The organism is Fusicatenibacter faecihominis, assembly GCF_020686945.1.
GTDB lineage: Bacteria > Bacillota > Clostridia > Lachnospirales > Lachnospiraceae > Limivivens > Limivivens faecihominis.
Window position 1 is genome coordinate 1 of record NZ_JAJEPR010000011.1, and the last position, 20,662, is coordinate 20,662.

General features: G+C 51.4%; 26 protein-coding genes. 3 read left to right on the forward strand and 23 right to left on the reverse strand.

The features are described from left to right. Both LKD71_RS08045 and LKD71_RS08050 read left to right on the forward strand, forming a co-directional pair. Window positions 1-1,386, forward strand: a 1,386-nt coding sequence (locus LKD71_RS08045; RefSeq protein ID WP_227615035.1) for a SpaA isopeptide-forming pilin-related protein, incomplete at its 5' end; no start/stop codon positions are given. 84 nt (window positions 1,387-1,470) lie between these two features. Beyond that, window positions 1,471-1,611, forward strand: a complete 141-nt coding sequence (locus LKD71_RS08050; RefSeq protein WP_167702486.1) for a hypothetical protein — start codon at window positions 1,471-1,473, stop codon at window positions 1,609-1,611. A gap of 58 nt (window positions 1,612-1,669) precedes the next feature. Here the strand turns inward: LKD71_RS08050 and LKD71_RS08055 are convergent, their stop codons facing one another. From LKD71_RS08055 to LKD71_RS08100, 10 genes are all read right to left on the reverse strand, one after another. Next, a complete protein-coding gene (locus LKD71_RS08055) occupies window positions 1,670-3,349 on the reverse strand; it encodes a recombinase family protein (protein WP_038353772.1) in 1,680 nt (559 codons plus the stop codon). A gap of 116 nt (window positions 3,350-3,465) precedes the next feature. Beyond that, window positions 3,466-3,732 (reverse strand): DUF6870 family protein, encoded by a 267-nt coding sequence (locus tag LKD71_RS08060; RefSeq protein ID WP_054328128.1) that lies wholly within the window; start codon window positions 3,730-3,732, stop codon window positions 3,466-3,468. A gap of 123 nt (window positions 3,733-3,855) precedes the next feature. Then, window positions 3,856-4,056 (reverse strand): hypothetical protein, encoded by a 201-nt coding sequence (locus tag LKD71_RS08065; RefSeq protein WP_227615036.1) that lies wholly within the window; start codon window positions 4,054-4,056, stop codon window positions 3,856-3,858. Continuing rightward, window positions 4,046-4,390: a recombinase family protein gene (locus LKD71_RS08070; RefSeq protein ID WP_227615037.1), complete on the reverse strand. Its 345-nt coding sequence runs from the start codon at window positions 4,388-4,390 to the stop codon at window positions 4,046-4,048. The genes LKD71_RS08065 and LKD71_RS08070 overlap by 11 nt, the downstream gene beginning before the upstream one ends. A 344-nt stretch (window positions 4,391-4,734) precedes the next feature. Continuing rightward, window positions 4,735-5,145 (reverse strand): RNA polymerase sigma factor, encoded by a 411-nt coding sequence (locus LKD71_RS08075; protein WP_118013838.1) that lies wholly within the window; start codon window positions 5,143-5,145, stop codon window positions 4,735-4,737. A gap of 460 nt (window positions 5,146-5,605) precedes the next feature. Further along, window positions 5,606-6,682 carry a hypothetical protein gene (locus tag LKD71_RS08080; RefSeq protein WP_021651276.1) on the reverse strand — a complete coding sequence of 359 codons (1,077 nt, stop codon included), beginning with the start codon at window positions 6,680-6,682 and terminating at the stop codon, window positions 5,606-5,608. Next, window positions 6,679-7,554, reverse strand: coding sequence for an ABC transporter ATP-binding protein (locus LKD71_RS08085; RefSeq protein ID WP_044961423.1), 876 nt, complete (start codon window positions 7,552-7,554; stop codon window positions 6,679-6,681). Before LKD71_RS08085 ends, LKD71_RS08080 begins: the two co-directional genes overlap by 4 nt. A gap of 87 nt (window positions 7,555-7,641) precedes the next feature. Beyond that, window positions 7,642-8,820 carry a HAMP domain-containing sensor histidine kinase gene (locus tag LKD71_RS08090; RefSeq protein WP_044961421.1) on the reverse strand — a complete coding sequence of 393 codons (1,179 nt, stop codon included), beginning with the start codon at window positions 8,818-8,820 and terminating at the stop codon, window positions 7,642-7,644. Further along, window positions 8,808-9,482 (reverse strand): response regulator transcription factor, encoded by a 675-nt coding sequence (locus tag LKD71_RS08095; protein ID WP_021651273.1) that lies wholly within the window; start codon window positions 9,480-9,482, stop codon window positions 8,808-8,810. Before LKD71_RS08095 ends, LKD71_RS08090 begins: the two co-directional genes overlap by 13 nt. Window positions 9,483-9,524: 42 nt before the next feature. Next, entirely contained in the window at window positions 9,525-9,710 is a 186-nt protein-coding gene (locus tag LKD71_RS08100; RefSeq protein WP_050005652.1) for a helix-turn-helix domain-containing protein, read from the reverse strand. A 153-nt stretch (window positions 9,711-9,863) separates the two neighbouring features. Here LKD71_RS08100 and LKD71_RS08105 point away from each other — a divergent pair, with 153 nt between their 5' ends. Further along, window positions 9,864-10,220, forward strand: coding sequence for a helix-turn-helix transcriptional regulator (locus tag LKD71_RS08105; protein WP_054328119.1), 357 nt, complete (start codon window positions 9,864-9,866; stop codon window positions 10,218-10,220). Between the two features lie 202 nt (window positions 10,221-10,422). Here LKD71_RS08105 and LKD71_RS08110 read toward each other — a convergent pair whose 3' ends face one another. The 13 genes from LKD71_RS08110 to LKD71_RS08170 all read right to left on the reverse strand — a co-directional run bounded on the left by LKD71_RS08110 (window position 10,423) and on the right by LKD71_RS08170 (window position 20,575). Further along, window positions 10,423-11,769, reverse strand: coding sequence for a relaxase/mobilization nuclease domain-containing protein (locus LKD71_RS08110; RefSeq protein ID WP_227615094.1), 1,347 nt, complete (start codon window positions 11,767-11,769; stop codon window positions 10,423-10,425). Window positions 11,770-11,910: 141 nt separating this feature from the next. After that, a complete protein-coding gene (locus tag LKD71_RS08115) occupies window positions 11,911-12,198 on the reverse strand; it encodes a CD1845 family protein (protein WP_055246214.1) in 288 nt (95 codons plus the stop codon). A gap of 163 nt (window positions 12,199-12,361) precedes the next feature. Next, window positions 12,362-12,709 (reverse strand): plasmid mobilization protein, encoded by a 348-nt coding sequence (locus LKD71_RS08120; protein WP_015560015.1) that lies wholly within the window; start codon window positions 12,707-12,709, stop codon window positions 12,362-12,364. After that, window positions 12,706-12,876 carry a DUF4316 domain-containing protein gene (locus LKD71_RS08125; RefSeq protein ID WP_005933602.1) on the reverse strand — a complete coding sequence of 57 codons (171 nt, stop codon included), beginning with the start codon at window positions 12,874-12,876 and terminating at the stop codon, window positions 12,706-12,708. Before LKD71_RS08125 ends, LKD71_RS08120 begins: the two co-directional genes overlap by 4 nt. Window positions 12,877-12,886: 10 nt before the next feature. Next, window positions 12,887-13,486 carry a defense against restriction DarA-related protein gene (locus LKD71_RS08130; protein WP_227615038.1) on the reverse strand — a complete coding sequence of 200 codons (600 nt, stop codon included), beginning with the start codon at window positions 13,484-13,486 and terminating at the stop codon, window positions 12,887-12,889. A 13-nt stretch (window positions 13,487-13,499) separates the two neighbouring features. Further along, the gene (locus LKD71_RS08135) at window positions 13,500-14,456 is read right to left on the reverse strand and encodes a hypothetical protein (protein WP_015560017.1); all 957 of its coding nucleotides are present in this window, start codon (window positions 14,454-14,456) and stop codon (window positions 13,500-13,502) included. A 162-nt stretch (window positions 14,457-14,618) separates the two neighbouring features. Further along, complete coding sequence (locus tag LKD71_RS08140) at window positions 14,619-14,987, reverse strand: cysteine-rich VLP domain-containing protein (protein ID WP_227615039.1); 369 nt, start codon at window positions 14,985-14,987, stop codon at window positions 14,619-14,621. Between the two features lie 4 nt (window positions 14,988-14,991). After that, window positions 14,992-15,168, reverse strand: a complete 177-nt coding sequence (locus tag LKD71_RS08145) for a hypothetical protein (RefSeq protein ID WP_166433533.1) — start codon at window positions 15,166-15,168, stop codon at window positions 14,992-14,994. Then, a complete protein-coding gene (locus LKD71_RS08150) occupies window positions 15,165-15,908 on the reverse strand; it encodes a DUF4366 domain-containing protein (protein ID WP_227615040.1) in 744 nt (247 codons plus the stop codon). Before LKD71_RS08150 ends, LKD71_RS08145 begins: the two co-directional genes overlap by 4 nt. 2 nt (window positions 15,909-15,910) lie before the next feature. After that, entirely contained in the window at window positions 15,911-16,165 is a 255-nt protein-coding gene (locus LKD71_RS08155; protein ID WP_227615041.1) for a DUF4315 family protein, read from the reverse strand. A gap of 13 nt (window positions 16,166-16,178) precedes the next feature. Further along, entirely contained in the window at window positions 16,179-17,882 is a 1,704-nt protein-coding gene (locus tag LKD71_RS08160; protein ID WP_227615042.1) for a C40 family peptidase, read from the reverse strand. Next, window positions 17,863-20,232 (reverse strand): VirB4-like conjugal transfer ATPase, CD1110 family, encoded by a 2,370-nt coding sequence (locus tag LKD71_RS08165; RefSeq protein ID WP_195556688.1) that lies wholly within the window; start codon window positions 20,230-20,232, stop codon window positions 17,863-17,865. Before LKD71_RS08165 ends, LKD71_RS08160 begins: the two co-directional genes overlap by 20 nt. Continuing rightward, window positions 20,180-20,575, reverse strand: coding sequence for a PrgI family protein (locus tag LKD71_RS08170; protein ID WP_015560022.1), 396 nt, complete (start codon window positions 20,573-20,575; stop codon window positions 20,180-20,182). The genes LKD71_RS08165 and LKD71_RS08170 overlap by 53 nt, the downstream gene beginning before the upstream one ends. Window positions 20,576-20,662: the final 87 nt, after the last annotated feature.

Sequence of the window (20,662 nt, forward strand, 5' to 3'; positions counted from 1 at the left end):
TATGATGAGAAATGGCAGAATGCCCGTCAGAAAGTAAAGGTTACGGTTCTGAAGAAAGAAAAAGATACAGAACGTGTCCTTGCAGGTGGTGTCTACGGTCTTTATACCAGTGAAAATATCAAAAATGCAAAGGGCGAGGTACTCCTTGAGAAAGACAGTCTGATTGAGCAGCGAGTAACGGATGAAAAAGGACAGATCACTTTTACGGCAGATCTTCCAGTAGATGGAAAATACTATGTGAAAGAAATCTTTGCGCCGGACGGATTTGTTACAACAGATGAAGTACAGGAATTTACCTTTGAATATGCCGGAGCAGACCAGGCAGAAGTAAGCTACGACTTTACTTTTGAAAATCAGCCGACCACAGTGGAACTGACAAAAACAGACCTGACAACAGGCAAAGAACTTCCAGGTGCACACCTGAAAGTAACGGATTCAGATGGCAATACAGTAGATGAATGGACTTCTACGGAAGAATCCCATGCCATCAAAGAACTGGTTGTTGGTAAGGAATACACCATGACAGAGACAAAACCGGCAGATGGATATGTCACTGCAGAAAGTATTATTTTCACAGTAGAGAATACAGCAGAGGTTCAGAAGCATGAGATGAAAGATGATGTGACAAAAGTACAGATCAGTAAGACGGATATCACAGGAGAAACAGAGATTCCGGGTGCGAAACTGACGATTCTCGATAAGGATGATCAGGTAGTAGAGAGCTGGACTTCCACAGAGGAAGCACACTATATCGAAAAACTGCCAATCGGTAAATATACCTTACGTGAAGAGCAGGCACCGAAAGGATATCTTCTGACATCGGATGTTACTTTTGAAGTAAAGGATACTGGAGAAGTCCAGAAAGTGGCTATGAAAGATGATACTGCCAAGGGAAAAGTGATTCTCAATAAGACAGATAAATCGTCAGGAGAACCACTGAAAGGGGTAGAATTTGAACTCCGTGACAGCAAAGGAAAGGTTCTGGAAACCTTAAAGACAGACGCTGCCGGTCATGCAGAAAGTAAGCTGTATGAGATTGCCACATTTAAGAACGGCAAATATGATACAGCGATCAAGTATTATCTGGTGGAAACAAAAACACTGGATGGATACACACTGGATCAGACCAAGCATGAAGTGACATTTGCTTATGTGAATGACAGTACACCAGTCGTGGAAGTTACTTTCAATCTAACAAATGAGAAACCGGAAGTTCCAGAAACACCGAACACACCGGATACACCACAGTCCCATGAAGAGACAAAGGTATCAAATGCACCAAAAACAGGTGACAGCACGAATATCTGGCTGCCAATTCTGCTTCTGGTGATCTCCACAGGAGGTATGGCAGGACTTTATATCAGAAAAAAGAAAAACAGAAAATAGTAAAGTAATTAATTTGCAGTAAAGGGGGCCCTGAATCAGGGCTCCCTTTTCAATACAACTAATGAAAGAAAGGAACAGAAAACTATGATGAAAACAATGGAAAAAAGACAGGAAGCAAAAAAGAACCAGGAGAAAACTTTAAAGAGAATGATGGCTTATCAGAAAAAAGCTGAGCAGATGATCAGCAGAAAAAGAATGAACCATCACATGATCAGAAAGGGGTAATAACGTATGATTAGCTCCTATTAGGAAAACACACTGTCAAAGGGGTATGTAGCGGGGGTTAGCCCGCTACTGCGGGTTTTGTGGTGTTGATTTCAATGTATTCTGCTATGCGTCTAAATTCATCCGCAAACTTAAATCTCACACTAATGTTTCCATTCTCATAAACCTTGATATGGTCGATCAGCTCAACGAGAAGTTCCCGGGAAAGCTGGTCGATATTTTGATGTTTTGTAAAGGCCACCAATGCGGGATGCTCACTCTTTACACCGTTTGCCAGTTCCGCCCGTTCAGCGTTCAGCCGGGCCAGAACATCCGTAAGAGCGATGGTCTGTCGTTCATAATCGGCTTTCATATCCCGGTAGTCCTGCTGGGTAATTTCCCCGTCTTTCCAGTCCTGATAAAGGGACTGCTTGTAGCGGCTGATTTTTGCCAGTTCCCGCTCTTTCGCAGCAATCAGTTCTTCCAAACGGATGGACTGGCTCTTTTTGACCGGGGCGGTGTTAATGCGGGCAATCATTTCCGAGTATGAAACAGCCAGATGGATTTGCTGTTGTACCGCAAAGAGGACAGCGGCCTCCAGACGGTTATGCTTGATTGAGTGCATTGTGCAGGCTGTCCGGGAGCGGTTCTTGTAGGTGGAGCAGGCATAGTACACATTATTGTTGTTGCCCACGCTCCGGGTAATTGCCCGCCCGCAGTCAGCACATTTCAGAAAACCGCTGAACAGGTGGACTTCCCGGCCTTTTGGAGAAGTACGGGTATCCCGCTGTAAAAGGGCCTGTACCTTATCAAAGGTTTCATAATCAATGATTGCCTCATGCGTACCAGCTACTTCCACCCATTCTTCACGGGGAACGCTTTCAACCTCGTGTACCTTATAGCTTTTTACCCGACTGCGGCCCTGTGCCAAATCCCCGGTATAGGTGGGGTTCGTCAGAATGGAGTGGATCATGCGGGCTCCCCACATAGGATCGTCATATCCTCTTGTTGAAACGGGTATGCCCTTTTGCAGTTTATAAGCCGAGGGGCTGGGTACGCCGTGTTCATTCAGATACAAAGCGATGGCCCGTTTCGATGTCCCTTTTAGGAACAAAGAGAAAATAAGTTTGACGATTTCAGCGGCATCGGGATCGATGATCAACTGGTGTTTGTCCTTTGGGTGCTTCACATATCCATAAGGAGCAAATGCGCCGATGTACTGCCCGTTGCGCCGCTTATAGTCAAATACCTGGCGAATTTTCTTTGAGGTCTGATAGCAGTATTGATCGTTCATCACATTTGTAATCGGGACGATAATACTGGAAACGCTGTCCGGGTTGAGATAGCTGTCCACATTTTCAGCAAGACTGATGAAGCGAACGCCCATCTGAACAAACAGGTTATCAATCAGACTTCCCGCATCACTGTAATTTCTTGCAAAACGGGAAAGGTCTTTTACTACCACGCAGTTTATTTTCCCGCTCATTACATCGGAAAGGAGCCGCTGGAAATTCTCCCGGTTGGCGTCCGTTCCTGTGTGTCCATCGTCTACATATTCGGAAACACTTTCAAATTCTCCGATATGCTTCTGGTAAAAGTCATTGAGCAGATCACGCTGGTTGATGACGCTGTTGCTGTCGTCCTTTCCCTTTTTCAAGTCCTCCTTGGAAAGCCGGATATATTCGCCCAGCCGCCAGCGGCGGACGGTATAAGAGGGAGAGAAACTCTGTTGCAATCCTCTGTTTTTTGCTCGTGCCATTGTTCCTCCTTCCCTATCACATTACATCTATATTATACCTCTGCCCGGGCGGGACAACAAGGATGCCTCCGCCTCGGGACACTTTGTCTCGAAGTAGAAAGGGGCCATAACCGAAGTTACAGCCCGCTTTTTTGCCGGAGCAGAAAGTCCGTCAGCGTGTCCTGCAAGGACGGCCCGCTTTCCGCAAATTCAATTTTTACACCGATCCCGCCGATGCAAAAGCAGTATGGATTTTCTACCGCCTGCAAAAACAGAGCGATCCGCTCCTCCCGGGGGAGAGAGGTGTCAAAGGCCATGCCGCTCACATCCGGCAGGGACTCAGGAGCCACTGCGCCGATGTCAACGCTTTTCATTTGTTCCAGTTCCTTTGCCGTTAATCTCACGGTAAAACCTCCTTATCAAAAATAGGATACGCTTCCCGCATATTGTGGGGAAACGCAAGAGGGCAGCACCCAAACGATGCTGCCCTCTTGCCTCACTCCACCTTGGGACACAATGTCTCGAAGTCAGAAAAGGCTTTTTTGATAGTGGGCCTCGGCCTCCTCCAGAGAAACAAAGTCAAACAGCTCATGGAGCTCGGCCATCATACGGCGGATGTCATCACTGGAAAAGCCGCAGTTTTCCATCGCCATAATGACATAACCACGGCAGGCTCCGTTGCTCCACGGCTCGGCCATCATAGCGGACAGCGCAGGATCAAATGTCATGTTCTTTTCCTCCTCGTTCTCTTTTTCGATTTTGCTCCTTCAATGAAACAACCGGGAGCTCCTGCAATTCCTGTGGGAAACGCCCGCGATATAAGCGGTTATAATTTGCAACCAAAATCACATCGGCGTTGCCCTCTTTCAAAGTCTGGATCACAGATTGCAAGCCAGGACGATCCATTGTCCGGCCATGATACCCCACATCCAGATATATCCCCGCGATTTCTATGTTGTTTTTCTTCGCATAGTCCATGAGATATAGCTGTTGTCCCTTAATTGCATCAAGGGCAAAAGAAGTTTGAGGGCCATCTACTCGGCAATATAGCACCGCTTTCATATCGTCTGCCTCCTGCTTGAAATTTAAGGAACGCCGCTCCCATTTTCTTGTCCTGTCCAAAGACAACCATACTCAGAGCGGCGTTCCCTCGCAGATAAGAGGGCGGCCCGGAGGGACAGGCGGCCAGCCTGTCCTATGCCGGATCGTGGCCGTGGGGTGGCCCGGCCCAGTTGCGGCGTTGGTGTTGTTCGCTCGTTCTTCCAAAGAAAAAGTCACAGCGCACCCGCCGCCCGGCTCCCCGGACTATGCCCAGGGCCGCCGCTGTTTATCTGCGGAAAGAAGAATATCTCCTTTCATAAACCAAGACATTTTTTCATCATTTCCAAGTGGGGAAAATGAAAAAATCAAAAAGTTTTTTTCATGCGCTCAAGGCCACGCTTGATCGACTGGCGGACAGACTCCTCATGTACGCCCTCGGCCTCGGCAATTTCCTTGATGCTCTTTCCAAGAATGATGTGGGCATCAATCCTGCGGCCCTGGATCTCCGGCAAAGAGTTGAGTGCGTTCCACAGACGGATGAACAGCTCCATGCGCTCCAGAAGCTCCTGGGGCGTTGGCTCATGCAGGCAGGCGGAATATTCGATCCCGTCATCGCAGTCCAGAGAATACTGCGCCTTATGCCGGGAGAGCCGCCGCTGGTAGGCCATTTCGTGCCGGGCATCGGCCACAAACACTTCGGCTACCTCGTCAGAAACCTCGATAAACTGATCCTGTGTGTACCAATAATAAAAATCCTTCAGATTGATTGTAGTCATAAATAAACCTCCGTTTCGGTGTTGGGTGGATGAGTGACCGAAACGGGGCTTGGCGGGGAGCGACACTGGGGAATGACTTCGGGCCAACATGACCCGAAGCAGCCCCATAAGAACACAAAAGCGCCCGGGCGGCATGAAGCCACACGGACGCATGAAATGACATAACAATTAAGGTTCCAACAAATTTCGCATACATAGCCGGAATAACCCGGAGGCGGAGCTATGCTTTTTTTAACTGATGTAGGTCATGGGTACTATGAAAAAAGGCAAAAATAGACACGGCGGCAATCCTCCTATATGCCGCCGTGGATTTACACGGCGTTAGGTCGTCGTTGGTTTAGGATAGACGAAAAGAAACGGCGGCTCTGAAAATCAAAGCCACCGCTTCATGGGCGTGTGAATGTGTCTGCTTTACGACGGCTTTTTTTCTTTTGCCGTCGTGCGGCAGATTATTCCATATTTATGAAACTTGGTGCTTCGCAAATATATGGCGAGAAAAACCAGCGCCAATTCCCAAAAAGATCAATGCCGTTGGGATTGCCCATATCGCATACAGCATACCGTTGCTCATTTGTTCCACCGATAGAAGCGAAACAGCCAGAACATGGTAGACAGGAAGAAGCCCGACCAATCGGAACAATGGATTTGTTTCCGGGATCGGCAGCAAAACCGGGAACAGAAAAATTGCCATTGCCGCAACCAAAGCTACAATCTGATTTTTACTGATTGCAGACATCAACAATGTAATTCCTGTAACGCTGATGGTACAGGTAAATGCCAACAGGATTTGATATTTGAGCAGCGTCCCACAGGTGATATTAAAAGGGATAAATGCTTCAACATATTCGCTGGGAGCAAATAGAATACTGCAATTCAATCCTTCCGTTCCGTAAAAAGCACGCGCAAGAAATAAGTTAAAAGCTACTATCAGCGCAGTGGTGAGAATGGCGGTGAGAATGCCAGCTACTACCTTTGCAGTAGCACATTTGGTTTTTCCGTATTTGCTTGTCAATATGATATTGTCAACGCCTTCATACTCGCCGGAGAAAATCGGAGCAAGCATGATGATAACCGCAAGAGCAAGCGCGATAAAAACCCGCACCATGTTTTTACTTGTTGAAAGCCAACCATCTACATAGCCAATTTTGATTTCTTCATTACCGAACACATCGGAAACACTCAATCCGTTCCAATTTCCGTTCAGATCTGAAAATCGTGAAAAGGCTGCGGATTGCATGGCGTTTTGGTAAATATAGGCCGCATTCAACCCATGCAAATCTGATGTCGGCGCAAAATCAGACATCATTTGTCGCACTTTTTCATCGGTCAGGATTCCTTCATACTTTGCTGCGATTTCCTTGTCGATTTCTACTGCTGCTTTGCCGGAACCTTCACCGGCGTTCTGGTCAAAAGCGTATTTGTTTTGATAGGTGGAAAAAGAAAGCAAAGCAGAGAATAGAAGTATCCCGATAAGGGTAACCATAGATAAACGCTTGGAAAAAATCTTCCGCAGTTCAAAATAAATTAGTTTTTTCATTCTTCACAGCCTCCTTTGAAATAGAACAGGTACAAATCTTCCAAAGTAGGCTGTACCCTTACTGCATTTTCCATCGGCGGACGATCTCCAACAATCCGCAGGATTGTCTGGTTTTCGCTGGTATTCCGCAGATTGCTTGTATTATAGGAAGCCGCGTATTTTTCCGCATAGGCAGTCGGAACCGTACATTCCCATACTTGACCGTTGATTTCAGAAGTAATCTCCTGCGGATTTCCAAAATGAATGATTTGCCCGGACTTCATCATAATGATTTCCTCCGCGATAAACTCCACATCGGAAACAATATGCGTAGACAGGATTACAATGCGGTCTTTGGAAAAGGCACTAATCAAATTGCGGAAACGGACGCGCTCTTTCGGGTCAAGCCCCGCCGTCGGCTCGTCTAAAATCAAAATGCGGGGATCATTGAGCATGGCTTGTGCAATCCCTAAACGCTGTTTCATGCCTCCCGAAAAAGTTTTGATTTTGTGCTTACTTTCCTTTGATAAATCTACCGCTTCCAGCAGTTCTTTTGATTTCTTCCGCGCTGCCTTCTCGTCCAAGCCTTTTAGGGCAGAAACATATAGCAGGAAGTCAAACGCTGAAAAGTCCGGGTAATATCCGAAGTGCTGGGGCAAGTAGCCCAAGAGGCTTCGATAGCGTTCACCCAGCCCAACAGCATTTTTCCCATTCAACAGTATTTTTCCGGAAGTGGGATTTTGGATATTGCAAAGCAGCCGCATTAGCGTTGTTTTTCCTGCGCCATTTGCGCCCAGCAAGCCGTAGACACCATTAGCCAGAGTAATATTCAAATCGTCTACGGCGATTTTGGAACCGAACTTTTTTGTCAGTCCAACTGTCTTTAATTCCATAAAAAAGCTCCTTTCTCCATAGGGAGCAATAAAATACTCTCCATGTGTTTTCATGGAGAGTATAGCGGGTAAATATCTATTTTTTATCTACAAGACAGGAGTTTTGAAGAAGGCGGAAACTTTTGCTCCCACTTCGGTATTTTCAATCCTCAGATAACCGTTATGGTGTTCACAAAGTAGCTTACAAATATATAACCCAAGTCCGAAATGCTCGGAATGGTTGCTTTCCCCTGTGAAGTACGGATTTGCGGCTTTTTGTAGGCTGTCTTTATCAAAACCATTCCCATCGTCCGATACGGAAAGCAGCAAACCGTTGTCATGCAAGGCGAAAGATATTGTTACCAAAGTACGGGCATACCGCACAGCATTAGAAATCAAGTTGTTGCATACCTGTGAGATAAATGCACTGTCAAGAGATAGCTGCAAAATAGGGATGTCATTTTGTAAAATCAACTCTTTTCCGTTTTTCGTACAAACGATTTTTGCGCTGTCATATAAAGAAGATACCAACGGTTGCAAGTCAATCAACTTGTAATCCGGCTGCGTATCTTCCATACGCCTAAGATTGCTCATACTGCTCACATAGTTTTCCATACGGGAAATATGCTTTCCCATTGTGGCGGCGGTTTCCCTCGTTTGGGAATTGTCGCTGGCTTGCAGCATTTCATTATAGCCTTTTAGTACCGTCAGAGGGGTACGCAAATCGTGAGCAAAAGCGGCGTTGAGTGCTTTTCTTTCTTCAACTTGCCGCCACATTTTAGAGAAATTATCCGCAAGGGTTGTCCGCATGATTTCAAAGGACGCGCAAAGCTGCCCCAATTCATCGTTGCTGTCATAGTCGATTGAAAAGTCCAAATCATTGTTCGCTATTTTTTCAGAAGCCGCCCGCAGTTCAGCAAGCGGTTTTTTCAGTTTATTTTTGTAAAACAATAGCGCAGCCGCTATGATACAGAATGCAGAATAAATAGGGGGTGTAACGGTTGGCAACAAATCTAATATAGCAAGCAATTGTTCGTCTTGTTCGTTCAAGACAGGCAGCTCCTTATAAATATAAGTCCCTTCTCCCAAACGTTCCCCCTGTTCATTCGTCAAGTAGTATTTTTCGCCAGTATTAGGGTACTTTTCATTGATTTTATCGGCGACAGTTTCACATACAGAAGCAGTCATAATTGATAGGGCAAGAGCGAACATAACAAAGAGAACAATATAGAGTACAAGACTTTTACGCAGAGATAAATTTTGTACGGGTCGCATTATTTTAACCATTTATATCCGCACCCCCAAACTGTTTCAATATATACCCGGTCTGTATATGCCGCAATCTTTGTTCGTATCCTGCGGATATGCTCTGCCACAACGCTGCTGTCGCCCTCGCTGTCATAACCCCAAATACGCTCATAAATCCGTTCTTTATCAAAGACCTGTCCCGGATTTTGAGAAAGCAGTTCCACAATATCAAATTCCTTTTTTGCAAGACCGACACGCTTATCGCCAAAGAACAAGCAACGTTCCGAATAGTCAATCGTCAAATCACCGGAAAACTTGACTTGCGCTTCAAAGTTGTGTCGCGCTTCCCGGCGCAGATGAGCGCACACCCGCGCTTCAAGTTCCATAAGTGAAAAGGGCTTCACAATGTAATCGTCGCCGCCAACAGCAAATCCGTTTACCTTATCTGTATCTTCGATTCGGGCAGTCAGAAAAAGGATTGGGCAGGATATGTGATCGCGGATACGCTTGCAAACCTCTAACCCGTCCGTTCCGGGCATATTGATGTCAAGCAAAATAATATCCGGTTGTTTTTCCACTTGCTTTAGTGCTTCTGCACCATTGGAAGCAGGCAAGACACGAAAGCCCTTGCTTTCAAAAAAGCTGCCGAGCATAGAAACAATATCGCTTTCATCGTCAGCAATCAGTATCTTTGCATTCATTATGCTCACCTCCTAACAGCAAATATAGCAATCCTTTTTCAATTATTTATCTATTTTCCGAAAGTCTTTTGTACGAGCATCCATAGGCTTCTCCGCAGTTTTAGGGAGCAGCCAAACACCGGCCATTTTCACAGCGCCGAGGATACGCCCTCCGGCACAATAATAATTTACCCTACGAGGTGTCACGCCCCACTTTTCGGCAGCCTCTTTCAATGTCATATAGTCCATTTCGCACCTCCACAGGATATATTATAGTTCTCTACCTCGAATAATACAAGTTAGAGCCTACACGGATGCGAAATAAAATACTACTTAATGTAAAATCTCATTACATTCTCATAATTCAACCCGAAATGTAGAATGATATAGGGTGATATGAGAATGAACCAAGATGAAAGAAGGTTTGACTTTCACGGCCTCGGAGCGGCTCTCAAACGAGCCAGAGAAGAAAAGGGCTGGACACAAGCCTATGTTGCGGAATTAGTAGACCGTGACTCCCGTACCATTATGAATATTGAGAACAAAGGTCAGTATCCCAGTTTCGACCTTTTTGTTAAACTCATTACTATGTTTGACGTTTCAGTTGACCAGTTTATTCATGCGGACGGAGGGGCAAGGTCAAGCTCTTGCAGAAAACACATTGATGTGCTGCTAAACTCCATGAATGAAAAAGAGCTTGTCGTGATAGAAGCCACAGCCGAGGGCATTAAGAAAGCCAGAGAAACGGAGGATGCGTAAGAAAAGCGTGACCTCCGTTTTTTTGCGCCATGTAGCGGAAGCGCACGAAACGGCAAGCAATTCGGGTGTGGCCACACTCCGAAATTTTTGCTGGCCGCAGGCCCGCAAAAATGCTTGTTGGGGAGCTCCCCAAACCCGCTGGACTTCGGGACAAATTGTCCCAAAGTTCCGGCGCTATGCGCCTGTTATCTGCGGCCTGTCGCTACCGCTCCTGGGCCTTATTTTCCCGCCCGTCTGTCACGCCGAGCAGATGATCTATGTTCGCTTTGACCGCCACAGTCTGCCGCATATCCGCCTGGGCCTTGCGGTATTCCGCATAGAGGGCTTTTTTCTTTCCCGCCAATTCCTGGCGGGACTTTTTCATATCCGCCATCTTTGGCAATTTTGCCCCGTCCAAAAGCTCATTCATAGTAGCCCGGGCCGCCCGGTAAGTAGCAAGCTCCGTCTCATGCTCCGACAGATACTTTTTACTGTACCGGGCCGCTTTGTAACCATCAAACACAGGCCGGGTTTTTGCGTAGTCCACAGTAGCCGCCATGAGCCCGGAGGTCTTTTCCAGCTCCGCCTCCGTTTGCCGCAATTCCTCGGACAGTGCGTGAAAACGCTCTACTGCCTTTTCTGTACTGGCCGCCAGCGCGTCATAGTCCATCAAATCCTTTTCCCGCAGGTACTGGAGCGCAGCAGCCATCTGTTTCAGATTGTAAACCTTGGCCCACCGTTCATAGGCCGGGCCCTTGCCCTGTGCCATGCGCTCTTGAATGTCTATAATCAGATTGACACGCCGGGCAGGAGCCGGAGCCTCCTGCGGGAGCTCCGGGATCGGACGCTCCCCGGCAATCACAGCCCGGATGTCCTCGGGATCAAAACCATCCCCGAGGGTAGATGCCCGCAGGCGGGTGGGCTTATCCTGCCCGGGAGCAAGGAAGGAGATCACACCGCCACGGCCATGCTTTACCAGAAAGCCGGACTCCTCCATAAGCCTCAGAAACGCCGGAAAATCGGCGGGCTGTTTTTGCAGAGACTCCACGATGGCCAGCCGCACCCGCTGTTTTGCAGAGGGCGGCTTTTCCCCAATCCACTGGCCATAATGGAGATACCGGCCCTTGCTGTGCTGTTTTGGATTTTGGATCACAGAGAGGTCATGCTCAATGCACACCCGGTCAGAGAGCCGCCGCAGGGCAAAGCTGGAGCCGATAAAATTATGGAACTTCCGAGAGCGGTCAAAGGCCGTTGAATTAAAATAAATGTGATTGTGGAGGTGGCCCTTGTCTGTGTGGGTGCAGACAAAAAACTGATACTTTCCCTTCGTCCAGCGCATGGCTGTTTCATAGCCAACCTGGTTGGCCTCCTCCGCTGTCACTTCGCCGGGCGGGAACGCCTGCCGGATTTGAAAAAACAGGGCTCCACGCTCTACGGCCCGGCCTGTTTCCGCCTGGTACTGGCTCTTTACCAGCAGAAACTCAGCGGGAGCCGTGGCCGGATCGCAGAGGTATGAGGACAGGGCTCCCAGCTTTTTCGGATTAAGCCCATAGTCAAAGCGTTCCTCCATTGTCTGGACAGCGCCTTTCCCAGCCGCCACCTTGTAGGGCCGGATATAAGTTGTAGCCGTGGGCACACCTCCTTCCAAAAGAAAACGGCGGCTGTCCGTCCAGCCGCCGCAGGGGACTTCGGGACAAATTGTCCCAAAGCGTTATCCTGTGATAAAACTCTTTAGCGAGTAGTTGAGACTGTCCAGCTTGTCAATGAGCCACTCCGCCACAGCGGGCAGGCCAAAGGGCGAAACAGCAAAGGCGATCACAAGCCCCTGTATGCCCCAGCGATCCCCCGTGAATAAAGCAAACAGGGCTCCGATCAGACAGAGAAAGGACAGGGCGCAGAACACCCATGACGCAAAGGAAAAAGCAAAATTCAATACTGCCACAAGGAGCGTGAGGGCCAGAACAAAGGGGGCCGCTAAAAGTTTCAGAATGATCCGCATCGCTTGATACCTCCTTGAAAAGTGTGGTTTATGGTTCCTTACATGATAATTATACCTCTGTCCGGGAGGGACAACAAGGATGCCTCCGGCTTTCAGCACCTCGGGACAAATTGTCCCGAAGTAGTGAAAACCGGGGAGCGGCATACGCCACTCCCCGGCAGGATCAGAGTTCTACCAATGCGGAGAGCTTTTTCAGCAGATCGGACAGCGGCCCCCACAGGGCGGCATAGTCCCGTTGCAGAGCGGCGATCTCCTCGGGATAAATCCCGCCGTAGGTGTTGGCCTGGATCGCCACTTGATTGAGGTTGTTTGAGCACCGCCGCTGGAGCGATACCAGCTCCCGGACGGGCGAGAGGTCAACATGGAGCACATAGCCATTGAGGGCCATTTTCCGCATATAGGCCCCCATATTGCGGATGCCCGCCTCGGCCATGCGCTGTTGAATAAGGGCCTGCTCCTCCTCGGACACCATCACATGGAGATGGATCGGGCGGCGGCGTTTCTTTGTCATCGTTCCTCCCGTTCCCGGCTTCGGCGCTTGTGGGGCGGTTCCTTAACCTTATCCAGCTCCTTTTCCTCCGGGGGCGGGGCCTGGTTATTGAGAACGCCATCCAGCATATTGTAATTGTGCTCGGTGGCGATCTCCGCACTTTTCATCGGGTTATATCTTTCTTCCATACAAATCCTCCTATCGGTCGCCCCGGTCGGGGGCCTTTTTCTTGTGAACAGGATCGCCCCGGCTGGCCTCGGCCAGAGCCCCGGCCTCCTTCATCTGCCGGGCAATCGAAAGGGGCCTGTCCTCGCTTTTCCGGGATAATTCAGAAATAACGGGGGCAGGACGGAGCTCATAGTCGGACGCCTCCTTTTCGGTCAGCGGCCTCGTATAAGTCAGATGCCCCCATGCCAGAAATGCGCCGCCCTCCACCGGGATGCGGCGGTCATAGTTGACGATCTCATCCGGGGCATTGTGGGGTGGTTTGGGGAATGTCCCGATGTCCACAGGCCGCTGGGTAGAGTAATACTTGTAAAAGCCGGGGGCCTCGGTCTGCACGATCCCCACATGGTAAAGCCGCTGATAGTCCTTTACCCGGTCTGAAAAATCCTGTTCCATAGCGGCCAGATCGTTGCCGTAATGTCCCCATTCATACTGCCGCTGGCCGTTCTTATCATCGTAACAGGCCCATGTGACATAGGGGGATGGGGCTGTGGGATGATGCCCCAGCGCAAAGCCCCTGCCATTTTCCAGCATCACAGCCTTCAAAATGGAATAGCCTTGATTTTTGTCCACAAATACACCTCCTTCATCGTGTCATATCCTTTTCCGTTTTCCGGGCAAAGGGCTGGAGCTGGTAAGGGCTCTGCCCATCCTCCGGGCGTAAAAACTCCATCCGGCCCGCCGCATAGATGGCATTTTTCGTAAGCTGTCTCTGCCATGCCCCCTGGCTGGGAGCCCACTTAAAACCGTTGCTTTTCAGTTCCCGCCGCTGTTCCTCCGATGGCTTTTCCTCAAAAAAGAGCTGCAAGCGGTTTTCTCCTTCGTTGATTTCCGCCCGGCCCCCGGGAAAGGCCCAACCCGAATATTCCGACTGGCTTTTCAAATCCTCAATGCGCTGGCGTGTGCGGCGGATGTTGGCATTGTTGTTGGTAAGCAGATAGGACGGATAGGGTACGGGATTTTTGCGCCAGTCGGATGCCATAGAGGACTGGAGCTTTCCAATTTCCTCGGCGGACAGGACGGGACAGCCCTCCAGTGTTTTATGCTTGCGGTAGTAGGCATTGACGGTTTTCATTTCCTCCTGCATGGCCTCCAGCCCTGCCAGCTTTGCCTCCAGCTTTTCCACAGCCCGGTCATCGTCTGCGCTGATCCCGCCCATACCTGTTGAGCGCACCTTATCCAGCAGGCCCTCGATCTGCATATATTCGCCCATGTTCTTATCCCGGGCGGCGTTCTGCTTTTCCTTTTTCCGCACCGGGAAGTTGGAGCCTCCGGCGATGAGGATGGAGGGTACACGGGCGTCTATGAGATTGCTCTGGTTGATGTTCTCCGCCAGCTTGCGGGCATAGCGATCTATGAGCCCGTCAATCTTTTCGTGGTACATGGGATCGACACGCCCTTTCTGCTGTTCCCCGAGGGCATAGGCCCGATCCACCATTTCACGGTAAGCGGCGGTAGCGGAGCCGGGAACATAGTCGGAAAAGCTGTTGGCGTTTTTGGCACGCCGGGCGGCCTCCTCATTGATGGGGTAATATTTCGGCATAATTCCTCCTCTCAGAAAGCAGGGACTTCGGGACAAATTGTCCCAAAGTCCCGCTGTATGGATGTTGACAGCATCGGGGCAAACGGGGCCATACCGTAGAATGATACGGCAGGCCAACGGAACGGCCCCGGAAAGCCTTGCTATAAGCGGGTTTTGCAGGCCCTAATTGTCAACGGATGCACCCCGCTTTTTCCGCATATATTCCCGTTGCTGGCAGCGGTGGGCTTTCTTTGCACAGGCCGCCGAACAGTACGCCTGCCGCCTGTCCGGGGCAACGGCCCCGCCGCAGACCGGGCATATCTTAAAATCCGGCCTTGGGCCCTCGCTCATAAGGGACGCTTCCAGCGCCGGATCAAGGGGCAGAACAGACTCCCGGAAATAGCGGCAGTATGATCCCGTCCAGCATTTACCCAGCATATAGCAATCGCTATCCAGCGGCAGGCAGCCGTATTCCCGGTCATAGTTGGCGCACCATGTTACCACAAGAGAGCGGATCGCTGTCTTTTCCTTGCGTGTCAGTTCACGGGACAATCCATCACCTCCCGCCAGCCCCGGCCTTCAAAAGCTCCTTGTAGCAGGACACACAGGCGATCCCCCGCCAGTAACAGCAGCCATAACAGGCGGAGCCCCTGGGCGGCCTGTTCTCAGCGGGAGCCTGGGGACGGGGTTTTTCTTTCATCATTCGTTCAAAGGGACTGCTGGTAAAATTCATCTTATTTCCTCCTTTTCTTCGGTTTCGTCCTCCTCGTCCCACGGGGGGCCGTCATCTTCAAACTCGTCATAGTCCGGGTACTCCCCGCCATCGTCCTCCTCGGGCTGGTCAGCCTGCTGGTGTTTCGGACGGTAAATCTTGAAATACCATGCGGCCCCGCCGCCGATGCCCATGACAGCCAGCACCAAAAGGATCATCCCGGCGTTGCCCGGCTTCTCGGGTTCCGGCTCAGGCTCCGGGGCAGGCTCGGGCTCCGGCTCTGCACCTACGCATTTCCCCATATTGACAGAGCATACCGGGCAGTCGGTATTGACAGTCCCCGCCGCACATTTCTCCGGACAGGAGCAGACCGCCTGTTCCACGCCAGCGGCCTCGGCTGCGGCCAGCAGATCCCCCTCATCCACAACGCTGAAAAAGTAGGTTTCATACTGTTCACCTTCCTCGTCCACAGGCTTGTCATAATCAATGACAATGTAAAAGGTATTGCCGCCGCTGGTCTGGACGGTAATAAACTGCTTGTTGGTGTGCTCGTCATAGAGCAGATCACGGGTTACAAGGTTTCCCTCCTCGGAAAAGCCCTCGCCCGGCGTAATAGTCGGCTCCGGGGCCGGGGTTTCCATTGTGGGATCGCCGTAGTCCTCGCCCTCGCCGCCGCCTGCGTAGGCATAGGCGGGAACGCTAAAGCCGCATAACAAAACAGCGGCACAAAGCGCCGCTGTCAAAACTCGAAACCGTTTCATATTCAGTTTTCCTCCTTTTCCTCATCCTCGGACTTCGGGACACTTTGTCCCAAAGCCCCGCCGCCTTTCAGCTTTTCAAACAGCAGGGGCAGTTCCGTAAGAGGGATGCTCATGCCACGCACGATGTCCACGATCTCGCTGTTTTCCGCCTCCAGCTTTTTCTGCTCCAGCTCCTTGAGCCGGGCCTGCTGTTCGCTGATTTTGGCCTTGACCTTATCAATCTCGGCCTGGATTTTCATGCTTTTTGCTGTTGCCATAAATGACCTCCAATCATGGTAAACGCCCGTAGGCGTAAAAATGAGACTGCCAGTAGCTTGTATTTAAGTTTGCATATCCGATGGGATCGCCACAGTGGAGCATCCGCCCATCGCCTACATAAATCCCACAGTGGCTCACGCCCGGGGTATCATAGGTTCCCTTGAAAAACACAAGGTCGCCGGGCCTTGGGGAGCTGGTCGGGGTGCAGATGTTGTAAAGCCCCTGCGCCCCAAGGCGGCCCACATTCCAGCCGGAATGATTGATCACCCATGACACATAGCCGGAGCAGTCAAAGGATGTAGACGGGCTGGAGCCGCCCCACACATAGGGATAGCCGATGTATTTCTCTGCCTCCGAGAAAATAGCGGCGAATGTTTCATCGTCCAGATATTCCCCCGGAACCTCATAACCCTCCGGCGGGTTGGTAATGTATTTGTCCACATAGGGGGAGTCGGGAAACAGGTCGGGACGGTTGCCGAGGGTGGACATATAGATGGAGTACCGGGACATCTGTTCTTCGCTCAACAGGGAAACAGGCAGGTGGGACAGGTTTTTGTTTTCCAGCGTCACATAGCAGATGTACCACGAATAGGGTTCATCGTCGCTGTCATAGCGTGTCTCCACCTCCACACGCTCCGTCAGAATATACTGGCGGTCAAAGAGCATTTGCAGGGAGCCCTCCACCTGTGAAAGCGTCCATTCCCCCTCATGGAGCGCCGACAGCAGGGAAATGAGCACATAGGGATCGTGTTCAATCTCGTCCAGATCGAAGTGGTACTCATCATAATCGTGGGTGCTTTCGTAGGTATCAAGGTAGGTTTGCAGTTCTGCCTCCAGCCCGGCATAAGCCGCCTCCGCCCCTAAAATCGCCTCATCCTCAGAGGGGTATGTGGTGGCTCCCAGCGCCCCGGCTCCGGCGTTGCCGATGGACACCAGCGAGGACGAACAGGACTGGAGCAGGACGATCACAAGGACACAGGCCAGCGCCAGAAGGCATCCGACTGGATGGCGCTTCACAAACCCAGCGGCCCGGGCTGTCAGCTTTTCCGTGGCGGCGGCTGTTTTCCCGGCGGCTTTTGCGCTCTGTTTTGCGGCCTCCTTCGCCCGCTTCTGGTATTGCCTTCTAAGCCGCTGTTTCTGCCAGTACCGGGTAAAATAGTTTTGGGAAAGCTCCGGGTGCTCCTGTGCGGCGGTGTGGAAATGATAATCCGCCGCCGCTTTCTGATACCTGGCCTCGGCCCGGCTGGCCGCCCTTGCCGGATGCTCCCGGACTTTGCGCTTTACAAACCGGGAGCCATGCCGCAGGACAACCTCCCCGGCAAGCTCCGAGCGGTGGGCCCCTTCGGTTCCTACATTTTCCTGTTCCACCTCGTAGAGCTTGCCATGCACAAAGCCGTGAACGCCCCATCCGGCGGCCCCCGCCGCCTTACGGATCGGGCCTTTTTGTTTGGGCGGCTTCTGCTTTGCCAGCTTTTCCCGGGCGGCCTCCCGTTTTTCGCCCCGCTTTTCCATGCGGAGCTTGGATGCCGCCGCTTGTTCCTGCTGGCTTTTCTGCCGGAATTTTGACTTTGGGACACTTTGTCCCGAAGTGCCAGCCGCCCCGGGCTCCTGTTCAGAGCCAGCCCCAAAAGCAGAGCCGCCGGGCTCGGCAGCCCCGTTTCCGGGTTCGGTATGCGTTTGGGCCTCCGGGCGTGGTTTATTCGGTTTTCGCTTCATTCTTCATATCCTCCGGTCGGGTGGTTAAGAGGTCATAGATTTCCCCCTTCGGGAACCGATCCACAAACGGGATGGTCACATTCCCGTAAAACAGCAGGCCCTCGCCGGAATTAGAGTGGGTAATGTAGGAAAGCTGGTGCTCGGAAATACCAAGCTGTCTTGCCAAAATCGCCCGGTCACTTTGAGCCTGCGAAAGCAAAATCATAAAGTCGGTGTTATCCAGAATGTTCTCGATCTCCCGGCTGGCCAGAAGGTCTTTCACATTCTGCGTGAGGGCGCTGGGAACGCAGCCTTTCTTTCTCAGCATTTTCCACACCGCCACAAAATAACTGGCGGTCAGCGGATCACGGAGCAGGACATGGAACTCATCGAAATAGCACCATGTCGCCACGCCCTCCCGGAAGTTGGTATCTACCGCCTGGGACACAAATTCATTTGTGATGTGCATGGCGATCTTGCGGAGGTTTTCTCCCATGTTTTTCAGCACGATACACACCACCCGGCTGTCGGTTTTCACATTCGTGGGATGGTTAAACAGGTTGAGGGAGCCGGTGCAGTAGAGCTCAAGGGCAGTTGCCACACGCCGGGCTTCGGGCTCCGGCTGTTTTAAGAGCTCCTCGTACAAGTCCTGCAAAAGCGGGGTTTTCCCCGTATCAAGCCCAAGGGCCTGTTCCCGGTACACCAGCCGCACACAGCGGTCAACAACTGTTTTTTCGATGGGCTGTAAGCCTTCCTTTCCGCCTACCACCAGCTCGCACAGGGAAAGCAGGAAATCCGCCTTCATGGAAAGAGGGCTCTCCCCGGCGGCCATGTTGAGCTCCACATCCATCGGGTTTAGGTGGTGGGGGCTGTCCGGGGCAATCTCGATCACCTGTCCACCCAGCCTGCGAACCAGCGGGGCATATTCGCCCATCGGATCAACAATGATAATCCGATCCTGGGGGATGGTCAGAAAGACATTGAGCAGTTCCCGCTTTGCCGCAAAGGATTTTCCCGAGCCCGTAGAGCCGAGGTACATTCCGTTGGCCGACTTCAGCTTTTTGCGGTCAGCCATAATGACATTGTGGGAAAGGGCGTTCATGCCATAGTAGAGGGCCTGCCCGTCCATCCGCAGCTCCCTTGTCATAAAGGGGATAAAAATTGCCGTGGAGCTGGTTGTCATACCACGCTGGATCTCCACTTCGTTGTAGCCGAGAGCCAGCGAGGACACAAAGCCCTGCTCCTGTTGCCAGTCCAGCCGCTTGAGGGCGCAGTTGTATTTCTGTGCGATGCCGCCCACGGTAAACACATCATTTTCCAGCCGCTGGCGGGTAGGGGCCATATTGACTACCGTAAAAGTCAAAAGGAACATCCTCTCGTTGCGGGACTGGAGGTCGGCAAGGAGCTCCGCCGCATCCTTGGAAAAGGTAATGAGGTCGGGCGGGAGAATGTCGGGATCATACCCGGCCCGGACAGCCTTCCGCTGTTCCTCCACCTTCATTTTCCCGATGTCGGAGATTTTTCCCTTGATGGTTTTGATGGCCTTTAGCTGATCCACCGTCTGGATATGGAGGGTTACGGTCATTTCCGCATCCAGCTCCAGAATTTCTGCCAGCAGTTTATCCGAGAGCTCAGACGCCAAAATCTGCAAGTAGGAAACAGCGCCCCAATACTGGCCCACCCGGAACAGGCGGGAGTGCCGGAAGTCAAAGCTGTCCGGGGCGATATAGTCCTTGGTGCCGAGCCCCGTCTGCGGGATGTCCTTCCATGAAAAGCGGAACGGTTCCCGGTTGCCCGGATGCATCTGGCTGTGAAGCAGGGCCAGCCTTGCCCGCCCGTCCATCGGTTCACAGGGAACACCCAGCCGCTTAAAGTTGCCCATCACATCGGCCTCCACACGCTCCAGACGGGGCCGGGCCTCCACGATCCCTCCGGCTGGGATGCCGAAAGTAATGTACTTGGAGCGTTCAATCCCGTTGTTAGACCGGGCGATCTGGTTTTTCAGCATCCCGGTAAATTCCTCCCGGACGCTGTTAAAATCATCATCCGCCTGGGGAATGTTTACCTTATAGCGGCTCCGGGAGTGGGAGCGGCGGTTGATAAAGGAAAGCTGGAACGGCAGGGAGCTGTCAAAGTAGTTGAGGAATGAGCTCCAGCCTCCAAAGATTGCAGTCTGATCCTCGGTGGATGCCACGGAATAATTGATGTCCTCATATTCCACGGTCTTTGTGTAGAGCCCGCCGGGGAGCTTGCATACTCCGTCCGGGTGCATCGCCACATAGGGGATCGTCTGCTGGGCGGACAGGGCCGCCCGGTTTTTAGCCTTTGCGGTTTTTCTTCCGCTGGTTGGATTTGCCTTTCGCAATCGCATCCTCCTTTCTCACAGCGCCCCGTCCGGCAAAGGGGGCGTAAATGTTTTGTGTCTGATAGGGCCTGACTCCGGGCCGCAGAAACCGGGCCCGTATGATGTTTTTCAGCACCTTTTCCGCCGGAAGCCCGTCCTTTTCATACATGGCCAGAAGAAACGCCGGGAGCATCACGGCCAGCATAAGGAACATGGCCCCGGTATTACCGATAGAGCCCCGGGCCAGCAGATAGGACGGGATGCCTACCGCCGCCGCACAGCCAAAACAGATGAGCTGGCGCTTGGTAAGGTTTAGGGCCATTTTGGTTTTTACTTTTGACAGGTCGTTGGGTACATTCACATAGGGCATGGATCAGCCTCCTTTCCGGCCCCTTTAACCTCGGGACTCGTCGTCACAAACTCCGCTTGACTACCTCGGGACACTTTGTCCCGAAGT